Annotated in this window: 22 protein-coding genes; 19 read left to right on the forward strand and 3 right to left on the reverse strand. The window is 61.3% G+C overall.

The window, feature by feature from the left end:
• The first annotated feature begins 21 nt into the window (after positions 1-21).
• The 7 genes from I6G83_RS08110 (at position 22) to ugpQ (ending at position 7171) form a co-directional block, all read left to right on the forward strand.
• Complete coding sequence (locus tag I6G83_RS08110) at positions 22-1134, forward strand: branched-chain amino acid ABC transporter substrate-binding protein (protein ID WP_054306764.1); 1113 nt, start codon at positions 22-24, stop codon at positions 1132-1134.
• A 109-nt stretch (positions 1135-1243) separates the two neighbouring features.
• The gene (livH, locus tag I6G83_RS08115; RefSeq protein ID WP_054306762.1) at positions 1244-2170 is read left to right on the forward strand and encodes a high-affinity branched-chain amino acid ABC transporter permease LivH; all 927 of its coding nucleotides are present in this window, start codon (positions 1244-1246) and stop codon (positions 2168-2170) included.
• Positions 2167-3450, forward strand: a complete 1284-nt coding sequence (locus tag I6G83_RS08120) for a high-affinity branched-chain amino acid ABC transporter permease LivM (protein ID WP_054306761.1) — start codon at positions 2167-2169, stop codon at positions 3448-3450. The genes livH and I6G83_RS08120 overlap by 4 nt, the downstream gene beginning before the upstream one ends.
• A complete protein-coding gene (gene livG, locus I6G83_RS08125; RefSeq protein ID WP_015344184.1) occupies positions 3447-4217 on the forward strand; it encodes a high-affinity branched-chain amino acid ABC transporter ATP-binding protein LivG in 771 nt (256 codons plus the stop codon). Before I6G83_RS08120 ends, livG begins: the two co-directional genes overlap by 4 nt.
• A gap of 5 nt (positions 4218-4222) precedes the next feature.
• Complete coding sequence (gene livF, locus I6G83_RS08130; RefSeq protein ID WP_041411956.1) at positions 4223-4924, forward strand: high-affinity branched-chain amino acid ABC transporter ATP-binding protein LivF; 702 nt, start codon at positions 4223-4225, stop codon at positions 4922-4924.
• A gap of 78 nt (positions 4925-5002) precedes the next feature.
• Positions 5003-6190: an aminotransferase-like domain-containing protein gene (locus tag I6G83_RS08135; protein WP_054306760.1), complete on the forward strand. Its 1188-nt coding sequence runs from the start codon at positions 5003-5005 to the stop codon at positions 6188-6190.
• Positions 6191-6433: 243 nt separating this feature from the next.
• Positions 6434-7171 carry a glycerophosphodiester phosphodiesterase gene (gene ugpQ, locus I6G83_RS08140; protein WP_054306759.1) on the forward strand — a complete coding sequence of 246 codons (738 nt, stop codon included), beginning with the start codon at positions 6434-6436 and terminating at the stop codon, positions 7169-7171.
• Here ugpQ and I6G83_RS08145 read toward each other — a convergent pair whose 3' ends face one another.
• Positions 7172-7501, reverse strand: a complete 330-nt coding sequence (locus tag I6G83_RS08145; RefSeq protein ID WP_232037702.1) for a hypothetical protein — start codon at positions 7499-7501, stop codon at positions 7172-7174.
• Between the two features lie 148 nt (positions 7502-7649).
• On the opposite strand from I6G83_RS08145, the gene I6G83_RS08150 reads away from it, so the two are divergent.
• On the forward strand, positions 7650-8510 hold the full coding sequence (locus I6G83_RS08150; RefSeq protein ID WP_054306757.1) for a carboxylate/amino acid/amine transporter: 861 nt from the start codon (positions 7650-7652) through the stop codon (positions 8508-8510).
• Positions 8511-8555: 45 nt separating this feature from the next.
• On the opposite strand, the gene metR is transcribed toward I6G83_RS08150, so the two are convergent.
• Entirely contained in the window at positions 8556-9506 is a 951-nt protein-coding gene (gene metR, locus I6G83_RS08155; RefSeq protein WP_054306756.1) for an HTH-type transcriptional regulator MetR, read from the reverse strand.
• 126 nt (positions 9507-9632) lie between these two features.
• On the opposite strand from metR, the gene metE reads away from it, so the two are divergent.
• A complete protein-coding gene (gene metE, locus I6G83_RS08160; RefSeq protein WP_054306755.1) occupies positions 9633-11906 on the forward strand; it encodes a 5-methyltetrahydropteroyltriglutamate--homocysteine S-methyltransferase in 2274 nt (757 codons plus the stop codon).
• Positions 11907-11988: 82 nt separating this feature from the next.
• Here the strand turns inward: metE and I6G83_RS08165 are convergent, their stop codons facing one another.
• Positions 11989-12825, reverse strand: a complete 837-nt coding sequence (locus I6G83_RS08165; protein ID WP_054306754.1) for a dienelactone hydrolase family protein — start codon at positions 12823-12825, stop codon at positions 11989-11991.
• 275 nt (positions 12826-13100) lie between these two features.
• On the opposite strand from I6G83_RS08165, the gene udp reads away from it, so the two are divergent.
• The 10 genes from udp to tatC all read left to right on the forward strand — a co-directional run bounded on the left by udp (position 13101) and on the right by tatC (position 22002).
• Positions 13101-13862, forward strand: a complete 762-nt coding sequence (udp, locus tag I6G83_RS08170) for a uridine phosphorylase (RefSeq protein WP_015344193.1) — start codon at positions 13101-13103, stop codon at positions 13860-13862.
• A gap of 235 nt (positions 13863-14097) precedes the next feature.
• Complete coding sequence (locus I6G83_RS08175) at positions 14098-14880, forward strand: tyrosine-protein phosphatase (protein WP_054306753.1); 783 nt, start codon at positions 14098-14100, stop codon at positions 14878-14880.
• 133 nt (positions 14881-15013) lie between these two features.
• Positions 15014-15544, forward strand: coding sequence for a DedA family protein (locus I6G83_RS08180; RefSeq protein WP_015344195.1), 531 nt, complete (start codon positions 15014-15016; stop codon positions 15542-15544).
• A 125-nt stretch (positions 15545-15669) separates the two neighbouring features.
• Positions 15670-17205 (forward strand): DNA recombination protein RmuC, encoded by a 1536-nt coding sequence (rmuC, locus tag I6G83_RS08185; protein ID WP_054306752.1) that lies wholly within the window; start codon positions 15670-15672, stop codon positions 17203-17205.
• Positions 17206-17285: 80 nt separating this feature from the next.
• Positions 17286-18041, forward strand: a complete 756-nt coding sequence (gene ubiE / locus I6G83_RS08190; protein ID WP_015344197.1) for a bifunctional demethylmenaquinone methyltransferase/2-methoxy-6-polyprenyl-1,4-benzoquinol methylase UbiE — start codon at positions 17286-17288, stop codon at positions 18039-18041.
• 13 nt (positions 18042-18054) lie between these two features.
• Complete coding sequence (gene ubiJ / locus I6G83_RS08195) at positions 18055-18663, forward strand: ubiquinone biosynthesis protein UbiJ (RefSeq protein WP_015344198.1); 609 nt, start codon at positions 18055-18057, stop codon at positions 18661-18663.
• A complete protein-coding gene (ubiB, locus tag I6G83_RS08200) occupies positions 18660-20291 on the forward strand; it encodes a ubiquinone biosynthesis regulatory protein kinase UbiB (RefSeq protein WP_015344199.1) in 1632 nt (543 codons plus the stop codon). The genes ubiJ and ubiB overlap by 4 nt, the downstream gene beginning before the upstream one ends.
• Before the next feature lie 133 nt (positions 20292-20424).
• Positions 20425-20688: a Sec-independent protein translocase subunit TatA gene (gene tatA / locus I6G83_RS08205; protein ID WP_015344200.1), complete on the forward strand. Its 264-nt coding sequence runs from the start codon at positions 20425-20427 to the stop codon at positions 20686-20688.
• Between the two features lie 3 nt (positions 20689-20691).
• Complete coding sequence (tatB, locus tag I6G83_RS08210; RefSeq protein WP_054306751.1) at positions 20692-21228, forward strand: Sec-independent protein translocase protein TatB; 537 nt, start codon at positions 20692-20694, stop codon at positions 21226-21228.
• 3 nt (positions 21229-21231) lie between these two features.
• Positions 21232-22002: a Sec-independent protein translocase subunit TatC gene (gene tatC, locus I6G83_RS08215; protein WP_015344202.1), complete on the forward strand. Its 771-nt coding sequence runs from the start codon at positions 21232-21234 to the stop codon at positions 22000-22002.
• Positions 22003-22029 lie beyond the last annotated feature (27 nt).

A 22029-nucleotide genomic window follows, 5' to 3' on the forward strand; every position in this document is an offset into this window, starting at 1 on the left:
CAACAGACGGGGATTATGCGGATGAAAGTAACCAAGGGTAAGGCATGGTTGGCCGCGGGTATCGCCATGGCGATCAGCCACGGCGCGCTGGCGGAAGAGATTAAAGTGGCGGTCGTCGGGGCGATGTCCGGCCCGGTGGCGCAGTACGGCGATATGGAGTTTACCGGCGCGCGTCAGGCGATCGCCGATATCAACGCCAAGGGCGGCATCAAGGGCGACAAGCTGGTGGCGGTCGAATATGACGACGCCTGCGATCCGAAGCAGGCGGTGGCGGTCGCCAACAAAGTGATCAACGACGGCATCCGCTATGTGATCGGCCATCTGTGTTCCTCCTCCACCCAACCGGCGTCGGATATCTATGAAGACGAAGGGGTGATCATGATTACTCCGGCGGCCACCAATGCCGATCTGACCACCCGCGGTTACCAGATGATCATGCGCACTACTGGGCTGGACTCCGATCAGGGGCCGACCGCCGCCAAATATATTATGGCAACCCTGAAGCCGCAGCGGATTGCCGTGGTGCACGATAAACAGCAGTACGGGGAAGGCCTGGCGCGCGCGGTGCGCGACAGCCTGCAGAAAGCGGGCGTGAAGCCGGTAATGTTCGAAGGCATCACCGCCGGCGATAAAGACTTCTCCACGCTGGTCGCCCGGTTGAAAAAAGAGAACGTGGACTTTGTCTACTTCGGCGGCTACTACCCGGAAATGGGGCAGATTCTGCGCCAGGCTAAACAGGCCGGGCTGAAGACCCGCTTTATGGGTCCGGAAGGGGTGGGCAACTCTTCGCTGTCGAACATCGCCGGCGCGGCGTCGGAAGGCATGCTGGTGACGCTGCCGAAGCGTTACGATCAGGTGCCGGCCAACAAAGCGGTGGTCGATGCGCTGAAGGCCAAAAAGCAGGATCCGACCGGCCCGTTCGTCTGGACCACCTACGCAGCGCTGCAGGCGCTGACCACCGGCATGGAGCGCAGCGGCAGCCGGGAGCCGGAGGAGATCGTCAAGGATCTGAAAGCCAAGTCGGTGGATACCGTGATGGGGCCGCTGAGCTGGGATGAGAAGGGCGATCTGAAAGGCTTCGAGTTCGGCGTCTTCGAATGGCACGCCGACGGCACCTCGACGCCGGTGAAATAACCGACCTTTCGTCTTTCACGTTGCAGCCTTGCCGGGGGAAGGCGCATCCCGGCAAGCGTGGGCGCGGCCTGCCGCGCCCTGCACTCAACGCGCAGTCGAGGGTCCGCGTATGTCTGAGCAGTTTCTCTACTTCCTGCAGCAAATGTTCAACGGGGTGACGCTGGGCAGCACCTATGCCCTGATCGCCATCGGCTACACCATGGTGTACGGCATCATCGGCATGATTAACTTCGCCCACGGCGAAGTGTACATGATCGGCAGCTATGTCTCGTTTATCGTCATCGCCGCGCTGATGATGTTCGGCATTGACGCCGGCTGGCTGCTGATCGGCGCGGCGTTTCTGGTGTCGATCGTCATCGCCAGCGCCTACGGCTGGAGCATCGAGCGGGTGGCCTATAAGCCGGTGCGCTATTCCAAACGTCTGATCGCGCTGATCTCCGCCATCGGCATGTCGATCTTCCTGCAAAACTACGTCAGCCTGACCCAGGGTTCGCGCGATCTGGCCCTGCCGAGCCTGGTGACCGGCCGCTGGGTTCTGGGGGAGAGCAACGGCTTTGCCGCCACCGTCAGCACCATGCAGCTCACTATCTGGCTGGTCACCTTGGTGGCGATGCTGGCGCTGACGCTGTTTATCCGCTATTCGCGCATGGGGCGCGCCTGCCGCGCCTGTGCGGAAGATTTAAAAATGGCCAGCCTGCTGGGCATTAACACCGATCGGGTGATCTCGCTGACCTTTGTGATCGGCGCGGTGATGGCGGCGGTGGCCGGCGTGCTGCTGGGGCAGTTCTACGGCGTGATTAACCCGTATATCGGCTTTATGGCCGGGATGAAGGCCTTTACCGCCGCGGTGCTGGGCGGCATCGGCAGCATTCCCGGCGCGATGATCGGTGGCCTGGTGCTGGGCGTGGCCGAAGCGCTGACCTCGGCTTACCTGAGCACCGAATATAAAGACGTGGTGTCATTCGCCCTGCTGATCGTGGTGCTGCTGGTGATGCCGACCGGCATTCTGGGCCGTCCGGAGGTTGAGAAGGTATGAAACTCAATCTGCTTAACGCCCTGATCGCCGCGGCGGTGCTGTTTGTGATGGCCGCTTTTCTGATGGGGATGCAGCTGGGCCTCGACGGCACCAAACTGGTGGTGCGCGGCGCGGCGGAAGTGCGCTGGATGTGGATCGGCATCGGCTGTGCGCTGGTGTTTGTCTTCCAACTGCTGCGCCCGCTGTTGCAGCAGGGGCTGAGTAAAGTCAGCGGCCCGTCTTGGGTGTTGCCGAGTTTTGACGGCACCACGCCGCGACAGAAACTGCTGGCGGCGTTGCTGATTGTCGCCGCCGTCGCCTGGCCGTTTCTGGTGTCGCGCGGCACGGTGGATATCGCCACCCTGACGCTGATCTACGTGATGCTGGGGCTGGGGCTGAACGTGGTGGTGGGGCTGTCCGGCCTGCTGGTGCTGGGCTACGGCGGTTTTTACGCCATCGGCGCCTACACCTATGCGCTGCTGAACCACTACTACGGCCTGGGGTTCTGGGAAAGCTTGCCGCTGGCGGGGATGGTGACCGCGGCGTTCGGCTTTTTGCTGGGCTTCCCGGTGTTGCGCCTGCGCGGCGACTATCTGGCGATCGTCACGCTGGGCTTCGGCGAGATCGTGCGCATTCTGCTGCTGAACAATACCGAGATTACCGGCGGGCCGAACGGCATCAGCCAGATCCCGAAACCGACCCTGTTCGGACTGGAGTTCAGCCGCAGCGCGCGCGACGGCGGCTGGGATACCTTCCACAACTTCTTCGGCCTGAAATATGACCCGAGCGACCGCATTATCTTCCTCTATCTGGTGGCGCTGCTGCTGGTGGTGCTGACGCTGTTTGTCATCAACCGCCTGCTGCGCATGCCGCTGGGGCGCGCCTGGGAGGCGCTGCGCGAGGATGAGATCGCCTGCCGTTCGCTGGGGCTGAGCCCGACCAGAATCAAGCTGACGGCGTTTACCATCAGCGCCGCCTTTGCCGGCTTTGCCGGTACGCTGTTTGCCGCTCGGCAGGGGTTTGTCAGCCCGGAGTCCTTCACCTTCGCCGAATCGGCGTTTGTGCTGGCGATCGTGGTGCTGGGCGGCATGGGCTCGCAGTTTGCGGTGATTCTGGCGGCGATTCTGCTGGTGGTGTCGCGGGAGATGATGAGGGATTTAAACGAGTACAGCATGCTGCTGCTGGGGGCGCTAATGGTGCTGATGATGATCTGGCGTCCGCAGGGGCTGCTGCCGATGAAACGTCCGCAGATGAAGCTGAAGGCGGCGGATATCCAGGCGGCGAAGGAGGAGCAGCCATGAGCGCACAACCTTTGCTGACGGTCGAGGGGCTGTCGATGCGTTTCGGCGGCCTGCTGGCGGTAAACAATGTCGGCCTGACGCTGAATCAGGGAGAGATCGTCTCGCTGATCGGCCCGAACGGCGCAGGCAAAACCACCATCTTCAACTGCCTGACCGGTTTTTACCGCCCGACCAGCGGCGCGATTCGCCTGCGGGAACGCCAGCTGGCGGGGCTGTCCGGCCAGGCGATCGCCCGGTTGGGCGTGGTGCGCACCTTCCAGCACGTGCGTCTGTTCCGCGAAATGACGGTGGTGGAAAACCTGTTGGTGGCGCAGCATCAGCATTTGCAGAGCGGCGTGTTCGCCGGGCTGCTGAAAACCCCATCTTTTCGCCGCGCCGAGGCCGACGCGCGCGAGCGGGCGGCGCTGTGGCTGGAGCGCGTCGGCCTGCTGGAGATGGCCAATCGCTCGGCGGGCAATCTGGCCTACGGTCAGCAGCGCCGGTTGGAGATCGCCCGCTGTATGGTGACGCGCCCTGAACTGCTGATGCTGGATGAGCCGGCGGCGGGGCTGAACCCAAAGGAGACCGCCGAGCTGGATCGGCTGATTGTCGAACTGCGCACTCAGCATCAGGTCTCGGTGCTGCTGATTGAGCATGATATGAAACTGGTGATGGGGATTTCCGACCGGATCTATGTGGTGAATCAGGGCGCGCCGTTGGCGCAGGGCACACCGGAACAAATTCGCCATAACCCGGATGTGATCCGGGCGTATCTAGGGGAAGCATAATCATGATGCTGTCGTTTAATCAGGTCAGCGCCCATTACGGAAAGATTCAGGCGCTGCATCAGGTCAGCCTGACCATCCGGCAGGGGGAGATCGTTACGCTGATTGGCGCCAACGGCGCCGGCAAGACCACTTTATTGGGCACGCTGTGCGGCGAACCGCGCGCCAGCGAGGGAACGATCACGCTGCTGGATCAGGACATTACCCGCTGGCCGACGTCGCGCATAATGCGCGAGGCGGTGGCTATCGTGCCGGAAGGGCGGCGGGTGTTCGCGCGCATGACGGTGGAGGAGAACCTGGCGATGGGCGGCTTTTTCGCCGCCCGCCCGCAGTATCTGCAGCGGCTGGAGCGGGTGTTCCAGCTGTTCCCGCGCCTGCGGGAACGCCGCGGACAGCGCGCCGGCACCATGTCCGGCGGCGAGCAGCAGATGCTGGCCATCGGCCGGGCGCTGATGAGCCAGCCGAAACTGCTGCTGCTGGATGAACCGTCGCTCGGGCTGGCGCCGATCGTTATCCAGCAGATTTTCGACACCATTGAGCAGCTGCGCGCCGAGGGGATGACCATCTTCCTGGTGGAGCAGAACGCCAATCAGGCGTTAAAGCTGGCGGATCGCGGTTATGTACTGGAAAACGGCCGCGTGGTGTTGGAAGATACGGGAGCCGCATTGTTAGCAAACGAAGCCGTTCGCTCCGCCTATCTGGGGGGCTGACCCCGGTACTGTCCGGGGCGTCGGGGCGCCTGTCGCGCGCCCCCTTTTCTTACCGATTACGAGATAAAAAGATAAATCATGAACACTGAAGGACTTCTCGCCCAACGTATTATCAACGTCAAAAGCTCCGCTATCCGTGAATTACTCAAACAAAGCAAAATGCCGGGCGTCATCTCGCTGGCGGGCGGCATTCCTTCCGACGCGCTGTTTGATTTTGAAGGGCTGAGCATCGCCACTCAACAGGCGATTACCGAACAGCCGAAAAGCGCCTTCCAGTACGGCCTGACCGAAGGCAGCCCGCTGCTGCGCGAGCGCATCTGTACGCTGTGCGCTGAACGCGGCGTGCAGGCGCGGCCGGAAGACGTGATGGTCACCGCCGGCTCGCAGCAGGCGCTGGATCTGGTGATGCGCACCGTGGTTAACCCGGGCGATGTGTTTGTGGTGGAGAGCCCGACCTATCTGGCGGCGCTGCAGACGCTGGAGCTGGCGGAAGCGACGGTGATGTCGGTATCGTCCGACAGCGACGGCATGGTGGTGGATGAGCTGGCCGAGCTGCTGAAGACGCAGCGCATCAAAGGGGTGTACGTGGTGCCGACCTTCGGCAACCCGAGCGGCCTGACGCTGAGCGCCGCGCGCCGTGAACAGCTGGTCAGGCTGGCGGCGGAGCATAACTTCCTGATTATTGAGGATGACCCTTATGGTGAGCTGCGCTTTACCGAGGAACGCAACGCCACACTGTATCAGCTGGCGCAGCAGCTGCTGGGGCATACCGACAACGTGATTTACACCTCGACCTTCTCGAAAATTCTGGCGCCGGGCCTGCGTCTGGGGTGGGCGATCCTGCCGCCGTTGCTGCTGCAGAAGGTAGCGATTATCAAGCAGGCGGCGGATCTGCACGCCAGCGCGCTGTCGCAGAGCATCGTCGAATGCTATCTGGGCCTTGGCCGCCTGCCGGCGCAGATTGACACCATTCGTCGCGCCTACCAGCAAAAAGGCGAACTGCTGGCCGGGCTGGTGCGCAGCGAGCTGGGCGACGTCATTGACTTCGATATGCCGAAAGGCGGCATGTTCCTGTGGGCGCGTTTCCGCCAGCCGTTTAACGCCACCGAATGGCTGAACGCCACGCTGGCCAACGGCGTGGTGTTTGTGCCGGGGGAATACTTCTTCGCCAACCGTCCGGATCGCGCCACGTTCCGCCTGTCGTTCGCCACCGCCAGCGAACAGGAGATGCAGGAAGCGGTGGCGCGTCTGCGCCGTTCGCTGTAACCCAGCCGGCGGTGCGCGCAGCCCGCGCCGCCGATAGCAATACGCCATCGGTGTATCAATGCCCGCAACCGGGTCATCGCCCATTTTGTGACACCCGTTTTTCGGAACAGGGCATGAAAAACGCGGTGGCGATTGTGCGTCCGGCGCATCAGCACTTGCCGGCGCCGGGCAGCGCGTTATATTGACAGCTGCCAGCGCAGGCGCGGCACTTTTTGATACTCAACGCGGATTACGGATGGAATGATGACCCAAGCCTGGCCTTACCCTCCCATTGTCGCCCACCGCGGCGGCGGTTCTCTGGCGCCGGAAAACACCCTGGCGGCGATCGACGTCGGCGCGCGCCACGGTCATAAGATGATTGAGTTTGACGCCAAACTGGCGCAGGACGGGCAGGTCTTCCTGCTGCACGACGACACGCTGGACAGAACCAGCAACGGCTGGGGCGTGGCGGGCGATCTGCCGTGGGACAAACTGGCTCAGCTGGATGCTGGCAACTGGTACGGCGCGGCGTTTAAGGGCGAACGGCTGCCGCTGCTGGCCGAGGTGGCGCAGCGCTGCCGGCTGTACGGCATGATGGCCAATATTGAAATTAAACCTACCCACGGTGCGGATGAGGAAACCGGACGGCGGGTGGCGCAGGCGGCGCGCCAGCTGTGGCAGGGGCAGACCGATCCGCTGCTTTCGTCTTTCTCCGTGGCGGCGTTGGCGGCGGCGCAGGCGGCAGAGCCGACGCTGCCGCGCGGGTTGCTGCTGGAACGCTGGCAAGATGACTGGCGCGCACTGACCGATCAACTGGGCTGCGTGTCGCTGCATATCGCGCATCGGGCGCTGACCGCCGAGCGGGTGCAGGCGCTGAAGCAGGCCGGGCTGCGGATTCTGGCGTATACCGTCAACCGTCCTGACCGGGCGCGGCAGCTGCTGGACTGGGGCGTGGATTGCATCTGCACCGACCGAATCGATCTGATCGGCGCAGATTTTTAATTAACGCGCGCCGGCCGGCTGCGGGGCGGTGGGCACCGCCGGCGTAGTGCGGTCGAACGGATTGCGGGGCTGATTGCCGTTCGGCAACGTCTGGCTGCCGTTCGGCGTCATTTGCCGCAGGCGCTGCTGATTGTTGTCAAACTGTCGCTGCTGCTGCAGGCGGCGCTGATCCAACTGCTGATTGTTCAGCACCCGTTGCTGCTGCTGTTGTTGCGTACGCTGATTGAGGAACTGCTGCTGCCCGCTCAGCGTTGTGACGCCGTTTTCCGCCGCCGCCGGTGCGGCCGCCAGCAGCAGGAGCACGATGCCCCAGAGTTTGTCTTTCATCATTCACTCCTCCCGTTGGTTTAAGCTTAACGCAAAGCGGTAAAATTGCCGCGTGATGGATTATTGCTCACACGTAAACCTTATTCGTGCCGCATTGGGCGCTGCCATCCGTTACAATCGCTGTTTTTACCGTGCATAGGAAGTTCCCGTCGTGCTATTGCTGGTTATTACTACCATTTTATGGGCATTCTCTTTTAGCCTGATTGGCGAATATCTCGCGGGTCAGGTGGACAGCTGGTTTTCAGTGCTGATTCGTATCGGCCTTGCGGCCGTGGTGTTCCTGCCGTTTCTGCGCTGGCGCAACATCAAGGGGCGGGTGATCCTGCTGTATATGCTGGTGGGCGCCTGCCAGCTGGGCATTATGTACCTGTTCAGCTTCCGCGCCTTTTTATATCTGACGGTGCCGGAGTTCCTGCTGTTTACCGTGCTGACGCCGCTGTATATCACGCTGATCTACGATCTGCTCAGCCGTCGGCGCCTGCGCTGGGGATATATGTTCAGCGCCCTGCTGGCGGTGCTGGGGGCGGCGATTATCCGCTATCACCAGCTGAGTGAGCATTTCTGGCTGGGGCTGCTGCTGGTGCAGGCGGCCAATATCAGCTTCGCCATTGGCATCGTCGGCTATAAGCGCCTGATGGAAGTGCATCCGCTGCCGCAGCACACCGCGTTTTCCTGGTTCTATCTGGGGGCGCTGGTGGTGGCCGTTGCGGCCTGGCTGCTGTGGGGCAACCCGCAACAGCTGCCGACCACCGGCCTGCAGTGGGGCATTCTGTTCTGGCTGGGCGTCGTGGCATCGGGGCTGGGCTATTTTATGTGGAACTACGGCGCGACGCAGGTGGATGCCGGCACCCTTGGCATCATGAACAACATGCATGTGCCGGCCGGGCTGCTGGTTAATCTGGCCATCTGGCAGCAGCAGCCGCACTGGCCTAGCTTTATTATCGGCGGCGCGGTGATTTGCGCTTCGCTGTGGGTGCACCGCCGCTGGGTGGCGCCCAAAGCGCAGTTTTAACGATTGAACGCCCCGGACGATATCGCCGGGGTTTTTTTATGCCGTTCACGGTTGCGGCGCCAGCGGTTTGGCGACGGGCGGTACGGCATTAGGGCGCGCGGCGTCGCGCACGAACGGCAGATGATCGCAGGCGTGCTGACGGGCGGAACGGATAAACGCTTCGGTGATCGCCTGGCGCTGTTCGCCGTCGCGCACCGCGGCGTACAGCCGGCTCCACAGGCCGTCGCCCAGGGTTTTGGTAATCACCAGCCCCTGACGCTCAAAACTCTCCACCACCCAGTGCGGCAGCGCGGCGATGCCCATGCGCGCCGCCACCATCTGAATCAGCAGCAGCGTATTATCGACGTTTTTCAACGCCGGGCTGATGCCGGCCGGCTGCAGGAAGTTGCGCCAGATATCCAGCCGCTGACGCTGCACCGGATAAATCATCAGCGTTTCATCGCTTAAATCCTCCGGCGTGATCTGCGGTTTACCGGCCAGCGGGTGATCCGGCGCCAGGACCAGACGCACCTCAAAATCAAACATCGGCGAATAGTGCAGGCCGCTGCGCGGCAGAATATCGGAGGTCATCACCAGATCCAGCTCGCCCTGCTGCAGGGCCGGCTGCGGGTCGAAGGTGACGCCGGATTTAAAATCCATCACTACCTGCGGGTAGCGCAGGCGGAAGTTGTCCAGCGCCGGCGTCAGCCACTGGATGCAGCTGTGGCATTCAATGGCGATGCGCAGCGTGGTCTGATGCGGCTCATGACAGGCCTGCAGCGCCTGCTGGATCTGCGGCAGCACCTGCTCCGCCAGCTGCAACAGGATCTCCCCCTGGGCGGTAAAGCGCAGCGGCTGGCTTTTGCGAACAAACAGCTTAAAGCCCAGACGCTGTTCCAAATCGCTGAACTGATGCGACAGGGCAGACTGAGTCTGATGGAGTTGGGCGGCCGCGGCGGCTAACGAGCCGGTATTACGCAGTGCCTGCAGCGTCCGTAAGTGTTTAAGTTCGATCATGAGAGTCCTTCACAGTGACAGTGAATAATTTGCGCTTGTGGTGACTACAGTACCTGTTGATTATGGATGTGTAAACATCTAGACGGCTAAGTGCCCATTTGTCTGGGCCACAATGGGGAAAAGACGATGACAATTTTGAATCACACTCTGGGTTTTCCACGCGTTGGGCTACGTCGCGAGCTGAAAAAAGCGCAGGAAAGCTACTGGGCAGGTAATTCGACGCAGGAAGAGCTGCTGGCCGTGGGCCGTGAGCTGCGCGCGCGTCACTGGCAGCAGCAACAACAGGCCGGCGTGGATTTGCTGCCGGTCGGCGACTTCGCCTGGTACGATCACGTACTGACCACCAGCCTGCTGCTGGGCAACGTGCCGGCGCGTCATCACAACCAGGATGGTACCGTCGATCTGGATACGCTGTTCCGCATCGCCCGCGGCCGTGCGCCCACCGGCGAGCCGGCGGCGGCGGGGGAAATGACCAAATGGTTTAACACCAACTATCACTACATCGTGCCGGAATTCCACCAGGGCCAGCAGTTCCAACTGGGCTGGACGCAGCTGCTGGACGAGGTGGACGAGGCGCTGGCGCTGGGGCATAACATCAAACCGGTGCTGCTGGGGCCGCTGACCTATCTGTGGCTGGGTAAAGTGAAGGGCGAGGCGTTTGACCGCCTGACGCTGCTGCCGGCTATTCTGCCGGTTTATCAGCAGGTGCTGGCGGAACTGGCCAAGCGCGGCGTGGAGTGGGTGCAAATCGACGAACCTGCGCTGGTGCTGGAACTGCCGCAGGCGTGGTTGGACGCCTACCAGCCGGCGTATCAGGCGCTGCAGGGCCAGGTAAAGCTGCTGCTGACCACCTATTTCGACAGCGTCGGCCACAATCTGGACACCATCCGCGCGCTGCCGGTACAGGGGCTGCATGTCGATCTGGTGGCGGGCAATGACGATATCGCGGCGCTGAACGACGCATTGCCGCAGGAATGGCTGCTGTCGCTGGGGGTGATTAACGGCCGCAACGTATGGCGCGCCGATCTGAGCCGCTGGTTCGAGAGCCTGCGGCCGCTGGCAGGCCGCCGTCCGCTGTGGATCGGCTCCTCTTGCTCACTGCTGCACAGCCCCATCGACCTGAGCGTGGAAACGCGCCTCGACGACGAAGTGAAAAGCTGGTTTGCCTTCGCCCTGCAGAAATGTGCGGAGCTGGCGCTGCTGAGCGCTGCGCTGAACGCTCCGGATGCGGACAAGCAGGCGCAGCTGGATGCCTACAGCGCGCCAATCCGCGCCCGTCGTCACTCCAGCCGGGTGCATAATGCGCAGGTAGAACAGCGTCTGGCGGCGGTCACTGCGCAGGACAGCGAGCGTAACAGCCCTTATCCGCAGCGCGCCGACGCGCAGCGTCAACGCTTCAACCTGCCGGCCTGGCCGACCACCACCATCGGCTCGTTCCCGCAGACCACCGAGATCCGCGGCCTGCGTCTTGATTTCAAACAGGGGCGGCTGGACGGCAGCAACTACCGCACCAGCATCGGTGAACACATCAAACAGGCGATTGTCGAGCAGGAGCGCCTGGGCCTGGACGTGCTGGTGCACGGCGAAGCCGAGCGTAACGATATGGTGGAATACTTTGGTGAAAACCTCGACGGCTTTGTGTTTACGCAAAACGGCTGGGTGCAGAGTTACGGTTCTCGCTGCGTGAAGCCGCCGGTGATTATCGGCGATGTCAGCCGTCCGCAAGCCATTACCGTCGAGTGGGCCAAATTCGCCCAGTCGCTGACCGACAAGCCGGTTAAAGGCATGCTGACCGGGCCGGTGACTATTCTGTGCTGGTCGTTCCCGCGCGAAGACGTTACGCGGGAAACCATCGCCAAACAGATTGCGCTGGCGCTGCGCGACGAAGTGGCCGACCTGGAAAAAGCCGGCATCGGCATCATCCAGATTGACGAACCGGCGCTGCGCGAAGGGCTGCCGCTGCGCCGCTCCGACTGGGCGGCATATCTGAACTGGGCGGTGGACGCCTTCAAACTGAACGCCGCGGTGGCGAGCGACGACACGCAGATCCACACCCATATGTGTTACTGCGAGTTTAACGACATCATGGACTCCATTGCGGCGCTGGACGCGGATGTGATCACCATCGAAACCTCACGTTCCGATATGGATCTGCTGGAAGCCTTCAAAGAGTTCGCATACCCGAACGAAATCGGGCCGGGCGTGTATGACATTCACTCGCCTAACGTACCGAGCGTGGAGTGGATTGAGGCGCTGCTGCGCAAAGCGGCGCAGAACATCCCGGCGGAGCGTCTGTGGGTGAACCCGGACTGCGGCCTGAAAACCCGCGGCTGGCCGGAAACCCGTCAGTCGCTGGCGAATATGGTGCTGGCGGCGCAACGCCTGCGTGAAAACGCCTGAGCCTGCGGGCTACAGGATTCAGGGCGCTGCGGCGCCCTTTTTTGTTGCCGCTGTTGGCGTGAAGGAGGCGTCTGTACGGCGTTTACTTCACCCCCACCACGCCATGCTGAATAAACCACGCCAGCATGCGCTGCCAGCCGTCCTGCGCGGCCTCGGCGTTATAGCTGGGGCGATAGTCTGCGTTAAAGGCGTGGCCGGCCTCCGGGTAAACCACGATTTCCGCATCGGCGTTGGCGGCGCGGATCGCCTGGCGCATGCTTTCCACGCTCTCCAGCGGGATACCGCTGTCCTGACCGCCGTACAGCCCCAGCACCGGCGTCGACAGATGGCTGGCGATATCCACCGGGTGCTTGGGCGAATTCAGCGTCTTCTCACCCACCAGCTTGCCGTACCAGGCGACCGCGGCCTTCAGTTGCGGATTGTGCGCGGCGTACAGCCAGGTAATGCGTCCGCCCCAGCAAAAACCGGTGATGGCCAGCTTGCTGGCATCGCCGCCGTGTCGGGTGGCCCAGTGGGCGACGTGATCCAGATCCGCCAGCACCTGATTGTCCGGCACTTTGCTGACCAGATTTTTCAGCAGATCGTCGATCTCGCTGTGGTCGGCAGCGTCGCCCTGACGGAAGTACAGCTCCGGGGCAATCGCCAGGTAACCTTCTTTCGCCAGCCGGCGGCAGAGATCCTGAATATGCTGATGGACGCCGAAAATTTCCTGCACCACCAGCACCACCGGGAAAGGTCCCTGATGGTTGGCCGGTTTGGCGATGTAGGCCGGCAGGTCGTCGCCCTGAGAAGGAATGGTGGTTTCTCCGGCGTGAATGCCCTGGTCATCAGTATAAATGGTTGTCTCGGCCAACGGCTCGGCGGCAGGGGCGAAGCCTCCCTGCACCGGTGCGAGTGTCATTGCGTGTTCGGTTTTCATGGCGGTCTCCATCCAAGAGAGAAGCGGAGCAAAGATTAACTATAGATAACAAGACGGCCGCTTGTCATCGCCGTTTTGTGGCGTTTGTCGGCTATGCTTGAGCCAGTGAAAACGTGGCTATTTGGGGTCGTTAGTGTGATTTGAATCACATAAAATATGTAGATCGACAATTGTTTCTTCTTTCGTAGTGATGTTGGTCACTAAAAATGGCAAGAATTTTCAGTAGAGTGCTTTTTTGTTCCTCCCAATAATCCTGAATTTATGAGGAGTCTCGTATGTCTCAGTCTGATGTTTTTCATCTCGGCCTCACCAAAAACGATTTACAAGGGGCTCAGCTGGCAATTGTTCCCGGCGACCCGCAGCGCGTAGAAAAAATTGCCAAACTGATGGAGAACCCGGTGCATCTGGCGTCCCATCGTGAGTTTACCAGCTGGCGCGCGGAGCTGGATGGCAAAGCGGTGATCGTGTGTTCCACCGGTATCGGCGGGCCGTCGACTTCCATCGCCGTGGAAGAGCTGGCGCAGCTGGGGATCCGTACGTTTCTGCGTATCGGCACCACCGGCGCCATTCAGCCTGATATCAACGTCGGCGACGTGCTGGTGACCACCGCGGCGGTGCGCCTGGATGGCGCCAGCCTGCATTTTGCACCGATGGAGTTCCCGGCCGTGGCCGATTTTGCCTGCACCACCGCGCTGGTGGATGCGGCCAAGGACAACGGCGCCGTGACCCATATCGGCGTCACCGCTTCTTCCGATACCTTTTACCCGGGGCAGGAGCGTTACGACACTTATTCAGGCCGCGTGGTCAGCCGCTTTAAAGGCTCGATGGAAGAGTGGCAGGCAATGGGCGTGATGAACTATGAAATGGAATCCGCCACGCTGCTGACCATGTGCGCCAGCCAGGGCCTGCGCGCCGGTATGGTGGCCGGGGTCATCGTTAACCGCACCCAGCAGGAAATCCCTGATGCAGAAACCATGAAACAGACCGAAAGCAAAGCGGTGCAGATCGTGGTGGATGCGGCGCGTCGCCTGCTGTAATCCGCTGTTTTTTTACGGGCCGCCGCGCGGCCCGTTTCCCCCTGGCTACCTGTTCAACGCCCCGTCAGCCAGCAAGCTGCGGCGCAGCCGGCGGTGAAAAGTTTTGCGCATTTTCGGCGATCCTCTCTTGTCTGTTGCCGCAACTTGAATTATTTAGGGTATAGCTTTCAGCGTCCGCCCGCTTTGTCTACACGCTGCGTTGGCGCTTTCTCAGACAATAATCAAGAGGATGTCTATGACCGCCCAAATTCTGCTCCACCCCTCGCTTGCGCCCCTGGATGGCGGCATCAACTTTCGTGACTTAGGCGGCAACAGCGCTGCCGACGGACGCCGCATCAAGCGCGGCTTGCTGTTCCGCTCCGGTTCGCTGGAGCGCCTGACGGAAAACGACTGCACCTATCTGGCGGGCGTCCCGGTGCGCTCGGTGCTGGACTACCGCGATACCGACGAGGTGCAGGCCAAGCCTGACATCCTGTGGCAGGGCGCGCAGTATCATCATTTTCCCGCCAACCCGCTGAGCAATGAAGTGAACGCCAATCTGGAAAAGCTCACCAGCGAGACGCTGGCGACGTTCGATGCGCGCGCCTTTATGCTGGAGCTGTATCGCCGCCTGCCGTTTGGCAACGCTGCTTACAGGCAACTGACGGATCTGCTGAGCAACCCGGCGGAAGGCGCCATTGTGCAGCACTGTGCGGTCGGCAAGGACCGTACCGGGGTCGGCTCCGCGCTGGTGCTGTTTGCACTGGGGGCGGACGAGGCCACGGTGGTGGAAGACTACCTGCTGACGGAAACTACGCTGGCCGCCTTCCGCGAACAGATGCTGGATCAGCTGTCGGTGCGCCTGAACGAGTCTGCGCTGGCGCAGTTCGCCTATGTGCTGAGCGCCCGCGAAGAGTTTCTGATGACGGCGCTGGGCCGCATCCGTGAACAGTACGGCAGCACCGACCGCTGGCTGGAGGCAGAGTATGGCCTGGGCGCCGACCAGCGCGCCGCGCTGCAGGCGCGCTACCTCGAGTGACGCCGGCCCGGAGCGATATCGGTGGCCCGCCGTTGTGAGACGGCGGCAATCATCGCCGCGTTTAGCCGGGGTTTAACCTGCGCCGGCGAGCATAAGGCTGAATGTTAACACTGCGCCGTAAAGGAGCCCGTCTTTGAGTCTCAACGACGTTATTCACTGGGTCAGCGACGTCGTGCGGCAGCACGAGGGCTGGGCCATCCCCATCATTTTCTTCCTGGCCTTCGGCGAATCGCTGGCATTTCTTTCCCTGCTGCTGCCGGCAACGGTGATCCTGCTGGCGCTGGGCGCGCTGATCGGGGAAAGCGGCATCGCTTTCTGGCCGATCTGGGCGGCGGCGGCGGCCGGCGCATTCTTTGGCGACTGGCTCTCTTACTGGGTCGGCTACCACTATCAGGATCGCGTGGCCCATATGTGGCCGCTGTCGCGCAACCCGCAGCTGCTGGTGCGCGGCCACGCGTTCTTTGAGCGCTGGGGCGTGCTGGGCATTTTCTTCGGCCGTTTTTTCGGCCCGCTGCGGGCGGTGGTGCCGCTGGTCGGCGGCATCTGCGCCATGCCGCAGCGCTATTTCCAACTGGCTAACCTGACGTCGGCGATGATCTGGGCGTTCGGCATTCTTGCGCCGGGCGCGTTCGGTATCAAGTGGTTAAGCCAGTGGTTTGCCTAGTTTGCGCAGCGTTGCGCATAATTGCGCGCCAGATAAAATTCTGACTGGACATCCATACAGTCTCCCCTTAACGTGACGGGCAGCGGGCGCGATGCGCCGGACGGTACGGTTTAACGGGAGGCAGGGTGGATACCAGCTTGGTGTACGGTATTGGCGGCGTGGTGATCGGCATGCTGCTGGGGTGGTTGATCGCCAATTTGCGGCTGCAGCAGAACCAGGCGCACCACGAAACGGAGCTGCGATTGCTGGAGCAGTCGCTGCAGCAGGCGCAACAGGAGCTTGCTGCGCGTCAGGAGGCGGCGCAGCGTCAGGAGCAGCAGCTGCGGCAAAACGATTTGGAGCTGCGTAATCTGCATGGGCAGTTCGCCGCTGCGCGGGAAAAGCTGCAGCAGCTTGAACACTGGCGCGGCGAGTGCGAGCAGCTCAATCAGGAGCTGCGCGCCCAGCGCGAAGTCAACAGCATGCAGGAGGCCGAGCTGCGCGAGGTGACGATTCGCCTGGAGGAGACGCGTATGGCGGCCGAAGAGAAGCAGCGCTTGCTGATCAACAGCGAGCAGCGGCTGACCACCCAGTTCGAAAACCTGGCGAACCGCATCTTCGAGCACAGCGGCCGCAAGGTGGATGAGCAGAACCGGCAGAGCCTGGACCGGCTGCTGCTGCCGCTGCGCGAACAGCTGGACGGTTTCCGCCGCCAGGTGCAGGACAGCTTTGGCCAGGAAGCGCGGGAGCGCCACACCCTGACTCACGAAATACGCAATCTGCAGCAGCTGAATGCGCAGATGGCGCGTGAGGCGATCAACCTGACCAAGGCGCTGAAAGGCGATAACAAAACGCAGGGCAACTGGGGTGAGGTGGTGCTCAGCCGGGTGCTGGAGGCCTCCGGCCTGCGGGAAGGGCATGAATACGAAACGCAGGTGAACGTGCGGCTGGATCATCAGAGCCGCATGCAGCCCGACGTGATCGTGCGTCTCCCTCAGGGGAAGGACGTGGTGATCGACGCCAAAATGTCGCTGGTGGCCTACGAGCGTTACTTCAACAGCGAGGATGAGGCGGAGCGCGAGGCCGCGCTGAGCGAGCATATCGCCTCCCTGCGCGGGCATATCCGGCTGCTGGGGCGGAAAGATTACCAGCAGCTGCCGGGGCTGCGCTCGCTGGACTACGTCCTGATGTTTATTCCGGTGGAGCCGGCGTTCCTGCTGGCCATTGACCGCGAGCCGGAGCTTATCAGCGAGGCCCTGAAGCACAATATCATGCTGGTCAGCCCGACGACGCTGCTGGTGGCGCTGCGTACCATCACCAACCTGTGGCGTTATGAGCACCAGAGCCAGAACGCCCAGCGCATTGCCGACCGCGCGGCGCGGTTGTACGACAAGATGCGCCTGTTTGTCGATGATATGTCGGCGCTGGGGCAAAGTCTGGATAAGGCGCAGGGCAGCTATCGACAGGCGATGAACAAACTCAGCGAAGGGCGTGGTAATCTTATCGGTCAGACCGAAGGCTTCCGCGCCTTGGGGGTTGAGGTGAAACGGCCGATAAATCCGCAGCTGGCGCAGCAGGCCAGCGAGCAGGAGCGGCAAGACGCTCAGGCGGCCGATGACGCCGCCGGCGCGCTGCCGGGGGCAGAGGCAAAAGATGCTACCGACCCGGCGTCGCAGGGATGAACACTGCGGCGAGGTGGGGTATTTCGTGGGGTTCTGGTACACTCCACAACTACAAAATTGACTGAATAGCAGGCAAGACAATGGCAGATCAATCGCAGGAAACCACAGATTTCGGTTTTCGTACCGTAGCGCGTGAAGAAAAACAGGCCATGGTGGCCGATGTTTTTCACTCGGTAGCGGCCAAATATGACGTAATGAATGACCTGATGTCATTCGGCATTCATCGGGTCTGGAAGCGTTTTACCATTGATTGCAGCGGCGTACGCCGCGGTCAGCGCGTTCTGGATCTGGCCGGCGGCACCGGCGATCTGGCCGCCAAGTTCTCTCGCATGGTCGGGGAACAGGGGCAGGTGGTGCTGGCGGATATCAACGAATCTATGCTGAAGATGGGGCGCGATAAGCTGCGTGACCGCGGCATCGTCGGCAACATCAACTACGTGCAGGCCAATGCTGAAGCGCTGCCGTTCCCGGATAACTATTTCGACTGCATCACCATCTCTTTCGGCCTGCGCAACGTCACCGATAAGGACAAGGCGCTGCGTTCGATGTTTCGCGTGCTGAAGCCGGGCGGCCGTCTGCTGGTGCTGGAGTTTTCCAAGCCGCTGCTGGCGCCGCTGAGCAAGGCCTACGACGCCTACTCCTTCCACGTGCTGCCAAAAATCGGCGAGCTGGTGGTGAAAGACCCGGATAGCTACCGCTATCTGGCGGAGTCCATCCGCATGCATCCCGATCAGGACACCCTGAAAGGCATGATGCAGAATGCCGGCTTTGACAACGTCAGCTACTTCAACCTGACCGGCGGCATCGTCGCGCTGCACCGGGGCTTTAAGTTCTGATATGGACATGCCGATGCTGTTAACCCCGCTGCTGACCGGCGTGTTGGAAACGTCGCTCAATAGCCTGCTGTTCCGTGATCGCAGCATGAAGGCCGCGCGTCAGCGCTTGGCCGGCAAGGTGCTGCGGATTGAGCTGCAGGAGTTTTCTGCGCCGCTGGTGCTGATTTTCAGCGAACAGCGGGTCGACGTGCTGGGGCAATCCGAAGACGATGCCGATTGCACGGTGCAGACGCGCATCCCGGTGCTGCTCAAGCTGCGCGATCGCCAGCAGCTGTCGCCGTTGATGCGCAGCGGCGAGCTGATTGTCGAGGGCGATATCCAGGTGGTGCAACAGCTGGTTGGGCTGCTTGATTTGGCGGAGTGGGATCCGGCGGAGTGGCTGGCGCCCTACGTCGGCGATATTGCCGCACAGGGCATTACTCAGGTGATGGGCAAAGGCGCCTGTCTGCTGAAGTCCGGCCTGCAGCGTCAGCAGCGCTACGTGGCGGAAACGCTGACCGAAGAGTGGCGCGTTGCGCCGGGGCCGCTGGAAGTGGTGTGGTTCAACGAAGAGGTGGACGCCGCAGCCCGCAGTCTGGAATCCCTGTTGGCTCGCATGGACAAGTTGGAGGGTAAGCGATGACCCCTGGCGAATTACGCCGCCTGTACTTTATCGTTCGCGTTTTTCTTAGCTACGGCCTGGATGAGTTGATCCCTAAAATGCGTCTGACCCTGCCGCTGCGCTTTGGCCGGCGTCTGCTGTTCTGGATGCCGAACAAGCACAAGGATCAGCCGCTGGGCGAGCGTCTGCGTCTGGCATTGCAGGAGCTGGGCCCGGTATGGATCAAGTTCGGCCAGATGATGTCGACGCGCCGCGATCTGTTTCCACCGCACATTGCCGACCAGCTGACGCTGTTGCAGGACCGCGTCGCGCCGTTTGACGGCGCGCTGGCGCGCAAGCATATCGAGCTGGCGCTGGGCGGGCCGCTGGAAGAGTGGTTTGACGACTTTGAACAACAACCTCTGGCCTCGGCATCGATTGCGCAGGTGCATACCGCCCGCCTGAAAACCACCGGGAAGGAAGTGGTGCTGAAGGTGATCCGGCCGGATATCGGACCGATTATCAAGGCCGACGTGCGCCTGATGTACCGCCTGGCCGGCTGGGTGCCGAAGCTGTTGCCGGACGGCCGCCGTCTGCGCCCGCGTGAAGTGGTGCGCGAGTACGAGAAGACCCTGCTGGACGAGCTGAACCTGCTGCGTGAAGCGGCGAACGCCATTCAGCTGCGGCGTAATTTCGACGGCAGCCCGATGCTGTACGTGCCGGAGGTCTATTCCGATTACTGCCGCGAGAGCCTGCTGGTGATGGAGCGTATCTACGGTATACCGGTGTCGGATATTCCGACGCTGGAAGCGCAGGGCACCAATATGAAACTGCTGGCCGAGCGCGGCGTGCAGGTGTTCTTCACTCAGGTGTTCCGCGATAGCTTCTTCCATGCCGATATGCACCCGGGCAATATCTTTGTCAGCTATGAGCATCCGGAAGATCCCCGCTATATCGGCATTGACTGCGGGATCGTCGGCTCGCTGAACAAAGACGACAAACGTTATCTGGCGGAAAACTTTATCGCCTTCTTCAATCGCGATTACCGCAAGGTGGCGGAGCTGCACGTTGATTCCGGCTGGGTGCCGCGCGATACCAACGTGGAAGACTTTGAATTTGCCATCCGCACCGTGTGCGAGCCGATTTTTGAAAAGCCGCTGGCGGAGATTTCATTCGGCAACGTGCTGTTGAACTTGTTTAACACCGCGCGCCGTTTCAATATGGAAGTGCAGCCGCAGCTGGTGCTGTTGCAGAAGACCCTGCTGTACGTTGAAGGCCTGGGGCGGCAGCTTTATCCGCAGCTGGACCTGTGGACCACGGCGAAACCCTTCCTGGAAAGCTGGCTGCGCGACCAGGTCGGCATTCCTGCGGTGATCCGCGCCCTGAAAGACAAGGCGCCGTTCTGGGCGGAGAAGCTGCCTGAACTGCCGGAATTATTTTATGATAGCCTGCAGCAGCATAAACTGTTGCAACAAAGCGTTGATAAGCTGACCCATCAGATGCAGGCGCAGCGCGTTCGGCAAGGGCAGTCGCGGTATTTGTTCGGCGTTGGCGCTACACTGTTAGTAGGCGGCTCCGTTCTGTTGCTGGGCGGTACCGAGGTACTGCCGGCCTGGATGATGGCCGGAGGGATCGTCGCCTGGATCGTGGGCTGGAAGCGCGCGAGTTGAATCTGTTTTTCGTCGGCCTCATAGGCGTCTGTCAGCGCAATGTAAAAGTCGACGGGGAACTCGTAACCCGGTTAACAGTTGCCGTATAATGCGGCAACGTTGAATAACCCCTGTAAATCTAGAGGTAATTGGAATGGGCGGTATTAGTATTTGGCAATTGTTGATCATCGCGGTGATCGTGGTGCTGCTGTTTGGCACCAATAAGCTCCGTACGCTGGGCTCCGATCTCGGCGCATCCATCAAGGGCTTCAAAAAGGCGATTGGCGACGACAACAACACCTCGCCAACCAACACGACAGAAAAAACCAGCCATGACGCTGACTTTACGGCTAAGCCTATCGCGGATAAGCAGCCGGAAGCGAAAACTGAAGAGTCGAAGAACAAAGAGCAGGTATAAACCGTGTTTGACATTGGGTTTAGTGAGCTGCTGCTGGTACTGGTGATTGGTCTGGTGGTGCTGGGGCCGAAACGGTTGCCGGTCGCGGTAAGAACGGTTGCGGGCTGGATCCGTGCGCTGCGCTCTCTGGCGGCGTCGGTGCAAAACGAACTTTCTCAGGAGCTGAAGCTGCAGGAGCTGCAGGACAGCCTGAAGAAAGCGGAGAAGGCCGGCCTGCAGAACCTGACGCCGGAGCTGAAGGCGTCGATGGACGAGCTGAAAGAGGCGGCCGACTCGCTGAAGCGTTCGTATCAGCCCGATGCCGATGCCAACACTATCCATAATCCACGGACCGACGAACCCGAGGCGGCGCACGACGACGTGATCACCGGCGAGGCGGCGAACGGCGTCGCGCCGGCAGCCGTCGCGAAAACCACGCCGCCGGCCGCGGAAGCACCGGCGCAGGAGCCTGTCGCCGCGGCGCCGAGCGTAGCTAAGGCTCCCGTCACGTCCGCTGCGGAGCATACCCCAGCGTCTCACTCACCTAATGGCGACCGTTAAAACATGGCAGTGGAAGATACCCAACCGCTTATCAGCCATCTGATTGAACTGCGTAAGCGGCTGTTGAACTCCATCATCAGCGTGCTGGTGATCTTTATTGCGTTGGTATTTTTTGCCAATGATATTTATCAGCTGGTTTCTGCACCGCTCATCAAGCAGCTGCCGGCCGGGGCAAGCATGATCGCCACCGACGTGGCCTCGCCTTTCTTTACCCCGATCAAACTGACGATGATTGTCTCGGTGTTCGTATCGGCGCCGGTCATCCTGTACCAGGTCTGGGCCTTTATCGCGCCGGCGCTGTATAAGCATGAGCGCCGTCTGATGATGCCGCTGCTGTTTTCCAGCAGCGTCCTGTTCTATCTGGGGATGGCGTTTGCCTACTTTATCGTGTTCCCGCTGGCGTTCGGCTTCTTTGCCAAAACCGCGCCGGCCGGCGTACTGATTGCTACCGACATCAATAACTATCTCGATTTTGTCATGGCGCTGTTTATGGCGTTTGGCGTGGCGTTTGAGGTGCCGGTCGCGATTATTCTGCTGTGCTGGAGCGGCGTCACCTCGCCGGAAGACCTGAAGAAGAAGCGTCCCTACGTGCTGGTTGGCGCCTTTGTGGTGGGGATGCTGCTGACGCCGCCGGATGTGTTCTCGCAGACGCTGCTGGCTATCCCGATGTACCTGCTGTTTGAAGTCGGCATCTTCTTTGCCCGCTTCTACGTTGGTAAGCGGCGGCCGCAGCCGGAAGAAGAGGATGAGGGTGAAGAGCACCCGACGTCCTGAGTTCTCCTTATCGTTATCGCCAAGCCG

The sequence above is a fragment of the Serratia rubidaea genome (genome assembly GCF_016026735.1).
Taxonomy (GTDB): Bacteria; Pseudomonadota; Gammaproteobacteria; order Enterobacterales; family Enterobacteriaceae; genus Serratia_B; species Serratia_B rubidaea.